Here is an 11,919-nt window from a genome sequence, read left to right as displayed (position 1 = left end):
AGGATTAACATGCATATAAATATGAAGTATTACATAGTTACGATAGGTGCTATATTTATTGCATTAGGCATAGGAATGTTAGTAGGTTTTAACTTAAATTATGACCAAGCACTTAGCAAGCAACAAGCCTCGATAATAGGTGATTTAGATAACAAATTTGAGGAAATAAAAACAACAAACAAGGATTTAGAAAAGAAATTATCAAAAAATAAAAATGAATATAATAAGTTAGTTGAATATGTAAATGATAATTATGCCAAATTAATAAAAGATGAACTTCAAGATAAACATATAGGAATAATTTCAACTACAGAAAATTATGATTATACTCAAGATGTAGCTAATACAATAACAGATGCAAGTGGACAAGTATCATTTAATATAATATTAAAAGATGGTATAACTAATAATGATAAAATAAAAGAACTTTCTAGTTCTCAAAATTTAGAATTAAAATCTAGTAAAGATGTAATAAATTATTTAATTGACTCTTTAAAAGAATCAAATGCGATTGAGAAGCTACAACAACTTGAAAAATTAGATATGATAAAAGTTAATTCTATAGCTGATAATTATGTAGATTATTCACAAGTAGTCATAGCTTCAGGAAATAACAATGAAGATTCTAAAAAGTTTGAAGATATTGATAAAAACTTAATAAGTAAATTAAAATCAGAAGATAAGTACATAGTAGCTACTCAAAAAAGTGATGTAGGATTTTCATATATAGATATGTATAAAAAATCAAAAATACCTACTATAAATAATTCAGAAGAAGGATTAGGAAAATTATCTTTAGTTTATACACTTAAAGACTCTACGGAACAAGGCAATTTTGGTAGAGGAGAAAGTGCAGATTCTATAATACCATTTAAGTAAAAATAAAGGAGATTTAATTATGAATCCTTATGTTAGTATAATAGTACCAGCATACAATGAAGAGAAAAAAATAAAAGATACACTTTTAGGAATAGTAAATATAGACGAAATAAATGAAATAATAGTTGTAGATGATGGATCTAGTGATAACACAGAAAAGATGGCTAAATCAGTAAACAATGATAAAGTAAAAGTTTTTAAATTAGATAAAAATAGAGGTAAAGGATACGCATTAAACTATGGACTTGATATAGCCATGAAAAATGCAAATATAATAGGTTTTTTAGATGGAGATTTAGGTAGTTCATCTAGTGAAACTATAAAACTTATAAAACCTGTTATAAATAATGAAGTGGATGTAACTATAGCTAAATTCCCACCTGCTAAGAAAAAAGGAGGAATGGGCTTTGTAAAAAGATTGGCTAAAGAATCCGTTTTAGAAATGACAGGTGTTGAATTAGATGCTACAATATCAGGTCAGAGAATATTTAAAAGAGAAGTTTTAGAAAAATTTAAAGAAATACCTTATGGATATGGTGTTGAAGTAGGCATGACTATAGATATATTAAAACATGGATATTCTATAAAAGAAGTTCTAGTTAATATGACTCATAGTGAAACTGGAAGAGACTTAAAAGGATTTATACATAGAGGTAAGCAATTTTATCACATAAAAAAAATAGTTAATAAGAAAAAGAAAGAATGGAGGTAGTGTTATTGAATACATCTATATTATATATAATAATGCTACTAGCAGGTATATTAGTAACATATATCGTTATACCATTTTTTAAAAATATGTTAATTTCAAGTGATGTAATAAGACCTAATTACAAAAAAGATATGATACCAGTAAGTATGGGGTTAGTATTTTTACCTACAATAGTTATAAATGGAATTATATTAGCATATTTTACTAAAAGTTATGAAAATATAGCTTATATATTTATGTATATGTTTGGATTAATGGCAATGTGCTTAGCAGGTATATTAGATGATATTGTTGGAAATAGGGATGTAAGTGGATTAAAAGGTCATTTTAAAAGTTTATTAAAAGGAAATCTGACAACTGGTGGATTTAAGGCATTATTTGGAGGATTTGTAGGACTTATTATATCTGTAGCGATATCTAAAAATTTAACTGATATAGTTATAAATACATTAATAATAGCCTTATCTACAAATTTAATGAATTTATTAGATTTAAGACCAGGAAGAGCTATAAAGGTATATTTAGTTATATCTATAACTTTATTTTTAACATTGGTAGGATATCCTAAAGCATTACTACTTATATTATTACCAAGTGTATGTGTATACTTTATAGATGATTTAAAAGCTAGAGCTATGATGGGTGATACTGGATCAAATGTTTTAGGAATATCTATAGGTATACTTATATCAATGGGATATGATATGCCTATAAGAATATCATGGTTAGTATTTTTAATATTTATACATATACTAACTGAAAAATATTCTTTAACTAAAATAATAGAAAATAATAAAGTTTTAAACTTTATTGATAAACTAGGAAGGTAATCTTATGATAAGTAAAAAGATTGGGTTGGTAGAATCTATAATAAGTAAATCAGAAAATTTAGAAGAAATAACTGTAAATGTTAATGGAGATATAGCAAAAGCATACAATTATCCAAAAATGACAGGAAGTGTAGATATAGGAAATGAAGTAGTATTAAATACTACTGCAGTTGAATTAAGTCTTGGAACAGGTGGATATCACTTTGTTATATTAAACTTAAATAAACTAGAGTCTAATATGACTCCTGGTGGACATATAATGAAGTTAAGATATACACCTATGCAAGTAAAAGTAGATTCAGTTGAAGAACAAGATAGTAAATTACATGATAAAATAAATGAATTTAAAAGCTTAGAGAACCTTCCTGTAGTAGTAGGAACACTACATAGTATGCTGACTCCATTTGCAGCTTCATATAAAAGACATAATCCAAATAAAAAGCTTGTCTATATAATGACAGATGGAGCTTCTTTACCTATATACTTAAGTAAAAATGTAGAAAACTTAAAAAATAAGAAATTAATAGACGATACTATAACAATAGGCAATGCATTTGGTGGAGATTATGAGTGCATAAATATTTACTCAGCTTTAATAACAGCTAAAGAAGTTTTAAATGCTGATGCTGTATTTGTAAGTATGGGACCTGGAATAGCAGGTACAGGAACTAAATATGGATTTACAGGAATAGAACAAGGACCTATATTAGATGCAGTTAAAAAATTAGGTGGAAATCCAATTGCTATACCTAGAATTAGCTTTGCTGATAAAAGGGATAGACATGTAGGAATTAGTCACCATAGTATTACTGTATTAAGTGAAATTGTAAATGTAAATGTTAATATACCAATAGGTATTGAAGATAAAGATAAACTTGAATATGTAAATAAACAGATAGAAAAAAATAATTTACAGGAAAAACATAATATAGTATATATCAAACCAGGTAATACTTTTGATGACTTAAGTTACTATGGATTAAAAGTTAAAAGCATGGGCAGAAATTATGAACAAGATAGTGAATTTTTTGATGCAGCAAGCAATGCAGCATATTACTTAATGGAGGTTTGTTATGATAATAGAGGAACAGACAGTAAGTAGTGATAGGATATATACTGGAAAAGTTATAAGTTTAAAAGTGGATACAGTAGAAGTTCCTAGAAAAGGATATCAAAAAAGAGAAATAATTGAACATCCAGGAGCGGTAGGTATAGTGGCTATAACTAATGAAAATAAAGTTGTATTAGTTAAACAATATAGAAAAGCTATAGAAAAAGCAATATGGGAAATACCTGCAGGAAAATTAGAACAAGGTGAAAATCCAAGAGATTGTGCAATAAGAGAATTGAAAGAAGAAACAGGATATACTGCTAATAATATAAAGCTAATACATAAGTTTTATACTTCGGCTGGCTTTTCAAATCAAAAAATATATATTTATTTAGCTACAGATTTAGAAGCAGGAGAAGCTAGCTTAGAAGACGATGAATTTTTAGATGTTCAAGAAGTAGATTTAGAAGAAGTTTATGAAATGATTAATAAAAATGATATAGAAGATGCTAAGACATCTATAGGGCTTTTACTTACAAAAGAACTTTTATAAATTGGAATAACCTCCTCTTATCTTGCATAAAAATTATGTAAGTACAAAAGAGGGGGTTGTAATTTTTGAGAAGATTAAACAAAAGAAATATGTTAGACAAAATTAATAAGGAGATAATATTTATATCTAGTTTATTTATGGTATTTGTAATTATAGGATCACTATTAAATAAATTTTTTCCTCAGTATAGTGATGTCATAAGTGAGAAAGTATCATATACTGCAAATTACTATAATTCAGATGTGAATTTAAAAGAAATATTAATATCAAACCTTAAAATGGATTTAAGTTTTTTATTAATTATGGCAATAGGAACAATGACTGTTATACTATCTCCAATTGCTATTATAGTTTTTGCAATAAAAGGGCTATCTATAGGATATACTATAAATAGTTTTATAATAGCCATGAAATTAAGTTCATTTAAAATAGTACTAATAACACTTATTAAATTTGTTGTAGTATTACCGGGAATGTTGATTTTAGCATTGATATCTTTTAAATATTTATTTGAAGCAATATATGAAATTAAAAAGAAAAACAAATCAAATTGTGTATACTTAATGAAAAGATATTTAATAAATTCAACTTTGATAATAATGGGAACAATATTTGTACAAACTATTTTAAATGCTTTGTCTATAGTAACTTTACAAATATTTTAAAAGTAAAGGATTAAAAAATGCAACTATTAAACGAATATATAGAATATATAAAATCTATAAGAAATTTGAGTGATAATACTATTAACTCTTATTTTATAGATATAAAAAAGTACTTAACATATATAAAAAATAAAAATATTGACTTATTTGATTCGACAGAAAATGATATAATAAGCTATATAATAGAATTAGAAAAATTAGATTTATCTACATCTACTGTATCTAGAAGTATATCATCTATAAAATCATTTTATGAATATTTATTTTTAAATAGGTATATTAAAATCAATGTATCTAAAAACATAAAAAAACCAAAAATAGAAAAAAAGGAAATAAATATTTTAACAAAAGATGAAATTGAAGCATTACTTAATTTTCAAAATTTAGATAATATAAAAGATATAAGAGATAAAGCTATATTTGAAGTATTATATGGAACAGGTATGAAGGTAACTGAGCTAATAGAATTAGACTTAGATGATGTAAATATAGAATTTGACTATATTTGCTGTAAATCAGGCAAAAACCCAAGGGTGATACCTTTATCACAAATTACAAGCAAATATCTTAATAAATATTTAAATAAATCAAGAAATGAAATTTTAAAATTTAACTATGAGGAAAAGGCTTTATTCATAAGCTCTAATGGAACAAGATTTACAAGACAAGGTCTTTGGAAACTTATAAAAAAACATGCAAAAAGAGCTAATATAAATAAAAGCATAAATCCAACTATATTAAGAAATTCATTTGCTATACATTTGATTAATGAAGGTGCAAATATAGCTGTAGTTAGTAAAATATTAGGTAATTCTAATTTGTCTAGTTTGCAATATTATTTAAATTGTATAGATAAAAATGTAAGACAGGAATTAAAAGAAAAACATCCTAGAAAATAATACATTATAGGAGGCAATTTTATGAGCAGAGTTATATGGATGGTAATTGATAGTGTTGGAATAGGAGCTCTTCCTGATTCTGAAAAATTTGGAGATGTAAATGTAAATACTTTAGGAAATATAGTTAAAACATATAAGGATATAAAAATACCTAATATGATAAACTTAGGATTAAGCAATATAGAAGGTGTTGAAAGTCTAGAAAGTATAAATAACCCTAAAGGTTCATTTGGACGAGCTAAAGAAGTGTCTAAAGGTAAAGATACAACAACAGGACATTGGGAAATGACTGGAGTTTTAGTAGAAACACCTTTTAAAACTTATGAAAATGGATTCCCAAAAGAAATCATAGAAGAATTTGAAAGAAAAACAAATAGAAAAGTAATAGGTAATAAACCTGCATCTGGAACAGCTATATTAGATGAGTTAGGTGAACAACAAATGAAAACTGGAGAAGTTATAGTTTATACTTCTGCAGATAGTGTATTCCAAATCGCAGCACATGAAGATATAATACCTTTAGATGAATTATATAGAATGTGTGAAATTGCTAGAGAAATAATGATGGGCGAAAATGCAGTGGCTAGAATAATAGCTAGACCATTTATAGGAACTCCAGGATCATTTGAAAGAACTGCAAATAGAAGAGATTATTCTTTAAGTCCATTTGAAGATACTGTATTAGATAATATAAAAAATGCCAACTTAGATGTTATAGGAGTTGGAAAAATAGAAGATATATTCAATAAACAAGGAATCACTGAGGCTATACATACCAAGGATAACATGGATGGAGTAGACCAAACTATAAATTATATGAAAAAAGATAATAAAGGATTAATATTTACTAACTTAGTAGACTTTGATTCTAAATATGGACACAGAAGAGATGTAGAGGGTTATAAAAATGCATTAGAAGAATTTGATGCTAGAATACCTGAGATTTTAGAAAATATGAAAGATGATGATATATTAATTATAAACTCAGACCATGGTAATGACCCAACATACAAAGGTACAGACCATACAAGAGAATATATACCTATACTAATTTATGGTAAAAATGTAGTTAACGGATACAACTTAGGAACTAGAAATAGTTTTGCAGATATAGGTGCAACTGTAGCAGATATATTAAATGTGGATAGTCCTAAAAATGGTAAGAGTTTTAAAAATGAAATTATTAAATAAATTAGTATAAAGGGGATTAGCATGAACAGTTTATATAATAAAATACAAGAGAGTAAAAACTATATACAATCTAAGATAAACAAATCTCCAGAAATAGGACTTATATTAGGTTCAGGTTTAGGAGTTTTAGGTGATGAAATTGAAAATCCAGTAAAAATAAAATATGATGAGATACCTAATTTTCCAGTTTCAACAGTAGAAGGACATAATGGTCAATTAGTTATAGGTCAATTACAAGGAAAGAGTGTAATTGCTATGCAAGGGCGTTTTCATTTTTATGAAGGATACTCAATGGAATCAGTAACATTTCCAGTTAGAGTTATGAAAGAATTAGGTGTAAAAACAGTTATAGTTACTAATGCAGCTGGAGGAGCTAACAAAGATTTCAATCCAGGAGATTTAATGATAATAAAAGATCATATAAACTTTAGTGGACATCATCCATTAATAGGACCTAATGATAGTAGATTAGGCGTAAGATTTCCTGATATGTCAACAGCATATACTCCAAAGTATATAAAATTGGCTAAAGAATGTGCTAAAGATTTAGGAATAGATGTAAAAGAAGGGGTATATACTTTCTTTAGTGGACCAACATATGAAACACCAGCAGAAGTAAAGTTAGCTCGAATTTTAGGGTCAGATGCAGTAGGTATGTCAACTGTGCCAGAGGTTATAGTTGCTAGACATTCAAACTTAGATGTTATAGGCATATCTTGTATAACAAATATGGCAGCAGGAATATTAAATCAGCCTTTAAATCATGAAGAAGTTATAGAAACAACACAAAAAGTAAAATCAGAATTTTTAAGTTTAGTAAAATCAATAATAAATAAATTATAAATATTGTTAAAGTATATAACTAATAATAAGGAGATTAGCTATGAGAATTTATGACATTATAAAGAAAAAAAGAGATAATGAAGTTTTAAGCAAAGAAGAAATTAATTTTTTTGTAGAGAAATATTCTAAAGGAGAAATTCCTGATTATCAAGCATCAGCTCTTTTAATGGCTATATATTTAAATAAAATGAACAAAGAAGAAACTGCTTATTTAACAGAAGCCATGATGAATTCTGGAGAAGTTATAGATTTATCTGCTATAAATGGAATAAAAGTGGACAAGCATAGTACAGGTGGAGTAGGAGATAAAACAACTATAGCATTGGCACCTTTAGTAGCTGCTTGTAATGCTCCAGTAGCTAAAATGTCAGGAAGAGGACTTGGTCATACAGGAGGAACATTAGATAAGTTAGAGTCTATACCTGGTTTTTCAATTGAAATGGAACCAAGCAAATTTATAGATTCAGTAAATAAACATAAAATAGCAGTATGTGGACAAACAGCATCAATAGCAGTTGCAGATAAAAAAATGTATGCATTAAGAGATGTTACAGCTACAGTTGATAATATATCATTAATTGCAAGTAGTATAATGTGCAAAAAACTTGCTTCAGGTGCAGATGCTATAGTTTTAGATGTTAAAACTGGAGATGGAGCATTTATGAAAACTATAGATGACTCATTTGCACTTGCAAAAGAAATGGTTGACATTGGAGACAATATGAATAGAGAAACTATAGCTCTTATAACTGATATGGATGAGCCTTTAGGATTTGCAGTAGGTAATTCTTTAGAAGTTATAGAAGCAATAGAGACTTTAAAAGGAAGAGGACCTAAAGATTTTGTAATGCTATGTGAAACTTTAGGAGCATATATGTTATTATTAGCTAAAGTGGTTGAAAGTTTTGAGGAAGGTAAAGTTAAAATACAAGAAGCTATATCTAGTGGAAAAGCACTTGATAAATTAAGAGAATTTATAGATAATCAAGGTGGAAATAGCAAAGTAGTAGATGATTATTCACTACTTCCTCAAGCAAAAGAGATAATGGAAATAAAATCACCTAAAAAAGGATATATAAAGAAAATAGAAGCTGAAGAAGTAGGAGTTTCAGCTATGATTTTAGGAGCAGGTAGAGAAACTAAAGAAGATGAACTAGATTTATCTGCTGGTATAGTTTTAACTAAAAAAGTTTCAGACTTTGTTGAAGAAGGAGAAACTATAGCTTATATGCACTACAATAAATTAGATAAAATAGAAGTAGCTAAAGAAAGATTTTTAAATGCATATACAATATCTGATGAAAAAGTAGATGAAGGTAAATTAGTTTACGGAGTTGTAACTAAAGATAAAATTGTAAAATTCTAAAGAGATGATTAAAAAAAGCCTAACGTGTAAAAAATAACGTTAGGCTTTTTATTTTGTTTCGACAATCTTATTGAAAATTTTTATACTAAGATTTATAATATAAAGGATATAAATATGCATAAGGAGTAGATAACCCTATGAATTTTAGGAAGGTAAACTTAAAAGTTATAAGTATTATAACGATAATTATACTAGGTTTAATAGCTGGATATATATATATTCAAGTAGGTCCATATGATAAAAATAGTAAAAAGGACATGATAGTAGAAATACCTAATGGATCAACTTTAACAGATGTATCAAATATTTTAAAAGAAAATAAAATTATAAAAAATAAAGTTTTATTTAAAGTAGTTAGCAAATTTAAGCCAAATGAACACGGTGTTAAAGCTGGTAAATATTTATTACGTCAAAGCTATTCAAATTCTAAGATACTAGATATACTTTTTAGTGGTAAAACTTATAATGATGGTATAAAGGTAACTATACCAGAGGGTTCAACTTATAAAGAAGTAATAAAATACTTAACATCTAAAGGAATCGGTAAAAAGGAAAATTATGAAAAATTAATAAATAATCCTAAAGAATTTTATAGTAAATTTAAATATTTAGATGAAAAAGATATTCTAAGTCTAGAAGGTTTTTTATATCCTGATACTTATTACTTTGATAAAAAAGTTACTGAAGAAGAAGTCTTATCTGCTATGTTAAAAAGATTTGAAAAAATGTATACAGATAAGTTTAAAAAAGAGCAAAAAGAAAGAGGTTTAACTCTTCAACAGGTAGTTAATTTGGCATCTATAATTGAAAAAGAAGCTGTTTTAGATGAGGATAGACCTATGATTGCGAGTGTATTTTACAATAGATTGAATGTAGACATGCCTCTACAATCGGATGCTACTATACAATATATATTTGATGAAAGAAAAGATAGGGTTATGTATAAAGATTTAAAAATAAAATCTCCATATAACTCCTACATTAATAAAGGATTGCCACCTACACCTATATCTAATCCAGGTGTTAAATCTATAGAAGCTGTATTAAATCCAGCAAATAGTGATTATTTATATTTTGTAGCAACTATAGATGGTAAAAATAATTACAGTAAAACATATGAAGAACATTTAAAACATGTTGAAAATTATAAAAAAGATAGAGATAAATTAAATCAAGAAAAATCAGAAAAGTAAATAAAATATTTGTCCACAAAGGCAAAGGATTATCGCTAAAAATTTTAAATAGTATTTAAAGCGAAACTTTTGCCTTTTTTAGGGCAATCAAGGAGCTGAAAATATGAGTAATATAGTTGATGATTTAGTAGAAGATTATATAAGAAATACATTAAAAGATAAAGAAGGATTATTAAAAGAATTAGAAGAGTATGCAAGTGAGCACAATGTACCAATAATACATAAGGAAGTGTCAGATTTTTTAAAAGTTTTATTAAAAATGCAAAAGCCAAAGAGAATATTAGAAGTTGGATGTGCAATAGGATATTCATCTATTTTCTTTGCAACAGTATTAAATAAAAATGTTGAAATAATAACTGTTGAAAGAAATGAAAAGATGATAGAAAAAGCTAAGGAAAATATAAAAAGAGCAGGGATGGAAGATAATATAACTATATTAGAAGGTGATGCTGAAGAACTTTTAAAAGAAGTTGAAGGAGAATTTGATATGATTTTCCTAGATGCAGCTAAAGGTCAGTATAAATTATTTTATGATATGGTAATAGACAAGTTAAAAGTAGATGGTTTACTTATATCAGATAATATTCTTTATAAAGGTATGGTAGCTCATGATAGTTACGTTATAAGAAGAAAAAAAACTATAGTAAAGAGAATGAGAAGTTACTTAGATTATATATGTAATTGTGATTATTTAGATACATCAATAATTCCTATAGGAGATGGAGTTACACTTAGTTATAAAAAGAAAGTAAGAGGTGATTTAGATGCATAAAATCGAGCTTTTATCATCTGCTAAAGATTTAAATAATTTAAAAATAGCATTAGAAAGTGGAGCAGATGCTGTGTATATAGGTGGAGATTCTTTTGGAATCGATGCAATTGCTAAAAACTTTTCAAAAGAAGATTTAGAAAATGGAATAAATTTTGCACATGAAAAAGGAAAAAAAGTTTATATAGCTGTAAATGTTATGCCGCATAATGAAGATTTTGATAAATTACAAGAATACTTATTAAATCTTGAAAAATTAAAAGTAGATGCCATCATAGTTTCAGATCCAGGAGTACTTGCTATAGTAAAGGAAACTATACCTAAAGTTAGAGTTCATATGGGGCAGCAAGCTAATGTCACTAATTACAATAGTGCAAACTTTTGGTACAATCAAGGGATAAAAAGAATAATCGTAACTAGTGAATTATCTTTTGATGAGATAAACACAATTAGAGCTAAGACTCCGCTAGATTTAGAAATAGAAGCCTTTGTACATGGTCCTATATGTATATCTTATTCAGGAAGACGTCTTATAAGTAGTTATTTAAATGGAAAAGATAATGTCGAGTATGAAAAGGATAAAAAAAGATATAATTTATTGGAAGAAAAAAGACAAGGTGAATATTACCCAGTATATGAAGATGAAAAAGGAACATTTTTCTTTAACTCAAAAGATTTATGTATGCTAAAATTTATACCAGAATTCATAAAATCAGGTGTAACTAGCTTAAAAATTGATGGAAGATTACAAAGTGATGAATATTTAGAAACAGTTATAAAAGTTTATAGAGAAGCTTTAGATAAGTTCTATAAAAATCCAAATGAATATGAATTTGACTCTAAATGGTTAGAAAAAATACAATCAAAAAGTCATAGACCATTAACAAATGGGTTTTATACAGGCGAGTCTATGCCAGATGATTATGAATAATCTATAAATAATTATCAAAATAAATCATATAAATAAA

The 11,919-nt window shown here is 26.7% G+C and carries 13 protein-coding genes; all 13 read left to right on the top strand.

Translation table 11 applies throughout. From position 1 onward, the window contains the following. Window positions 1–9: 9 nt before the first annotated feature. The 13 genes from H8891_RS08880 to H8891_RS08820 all read left to right on the top strand — a co-directional run bounded on the left by H8891_RS08880 (window position 10) and on the right by H8891_RS08820 (window position 11,882). The gene (locus H8891_RS08880) at window positions 10–879 is read left to right on the top strand and encodes a copper transporter (RefSeq protein ID WP_187006163.1); all 870 of its coding nucleotides are present in this window, start codon (window positions 10–12) and stop codon (window positions 877–879) included. A 19-nt stretch (window positions 880–898) separates the two neighbouring features. Continuing rightward, window positions 899–1,591, top strand: a complete 693-nt coding sequence (locus tag H8891_RS08875) for a glycosyltransferase family 2 protein (RefSeq protein WP_187006162.1) — start codon at window positions 899–901, stop codon at window positions 1,589–1,591. 5 nt (window positions 1,592–1,596) lie between these two features. Then, complete coding sequence (locus H8891_RS08870) at window positions 1,597–2,421, top strand: glycosyl transferase (protein WP_187006161.1); 825 nt, start codon at window positions 1,597–1,599, stop codon at window positions 2,419–2,421. A 4-nt stretch (window positions 2,422–2,425) separates the two neighbouring features. Then, window positions 2,426–3,523 carry a DUF3866 family protein gene (locus tag H8891_RS08865; protein ID WP_187006160.1) on the top strand — a complete coding sequence of 366 codons (1,098 nt, stop codon included), beginning with the start codon at window positions 2,426–2,428 and terminating at the stop codon, window positions 3,521–3,523. After that, window positions 3,495–4,025: an NUDIX hydrolase gene (locus H8891_RS08860; RefSeq protein WP_187006159.1), complete on the top strand. Its 531-nt coding sequence runs from the start codon at window positions 3,495–3,497 to the stop codon at window positions 4,023–4,025. The genes H8891_RS08865 and H8891_RS08860 overlap by 29 nt, the downstream gene beginning before the upstream one ends. Window positions 4,026–4,090: 65 nt before the next feature. Continuing rightward, entirely contained in the window at window positions 4,091–4,690 is a 600-nt protein-coding gene (locus H8891_RS08855) for a hypothetical protein (protein ID WP_147543241.1), read from the top strand. A 17-nt stretch (window positions 4,691–4,707) separates the two neighbouring features. Then, entirely contained in the window at window positions 4,708–5,589 is an 882-nt protein-coding gene (locus H8891_RS08850; RefSeq protein ID WP_187006158.1) for a tyrosine-type recombinase/integrase, read from the top strand. 21 nt (window positions 5,590–5,610) lie between these two features. Continuing rightward, window positions 5,611–6,780, top strand: coding sequence for a phosphopentomutase (locus H8891_RS08845; protein WP_187006157.1), 1,170 nt, complete (start codon window positions 5,611–5,613; stop codon window positions 6,778–6,780). A 21-nt stretch (window positions 6,781–6,801) separates the two neighbouring features. Next, window positions 6,802–7,623: a purine-nucleoside phosphorylase gene (locus tag H8891_RS08840; RefSeq protein WP_187006156.1), complete on the top strand. Its 822-nt coding sequence runs from the start codon at window positions 6,802–6,804 to the stop codon at window positions 7,621–7,623. Window positions 7,624–7,663: 40 nt separating this feature from the next. Beyond that, window positions 7,664–8,989, top strand: a complete 1,326-nt coding sequence (locus tag H8891_RS08835) for a pyrimidine-nucleoside phosphorylase (RefSeq protein WP_187006155.1) — start codon at window positions 7,664–7,666, stop codon at window positions 8,987–8,989. A gap of 137 nt (window positions 8,990–9,126) precedes the next feature. Next, window positions 9,127–10,182, top strand: a complete 1,056-nt coding sequence (mltG, locus tag H8891_RS08830; protein WP_187006154.1) for an endolytic transglycosylase MltG — start codon at window positions 9,127–9,129, stop codon at window positions 10,180–10,182. Between the two features lie 103 nt (window positions 10,183–10,285). Then, window positions 10,286–10,954 carry an O-methyltransferase gene (locus H8891_RS08825; protein ID WP_187006153.1) on the top strand — a complete coding sequence of 223 codons (669 nt, stop codon included), beginning with the start codon at window positions 10,286–10,288 and terminating at the stop codon, window positions 10,952–10,954. Continuing rightward, complete coding sequence (locus H8891_RS08820; protein ID WP_187006152.1) at window positions 10,947–11,882, top strand: peptidase U32 family protein; 936 nt, start codon at window positions 10,947–10,949, stop codon at window positions 11,880–11,882. The genes H8891_RS08825 and H8891_RS08820 overlap by 8 nt, the downstream gene beginning before the upstream one ends. Window positions 11,883–11,919 lie beyond the last annotated feature (37 nt).

Source organism: Paeniclostridium hominis, assembly GCF_014306135.1.
Taxonomy (GTDB): Bacteria; Bacillota; Clostridia; order Peptostreptococcales; family Peptostreptococcaceae; genus Paraclostridium; species Paraclostridium hominis.
Note: the sequence above shows the minus strand (reverse complement) of the source record. Positions and strands in the feature narration are given on the sequence as shown.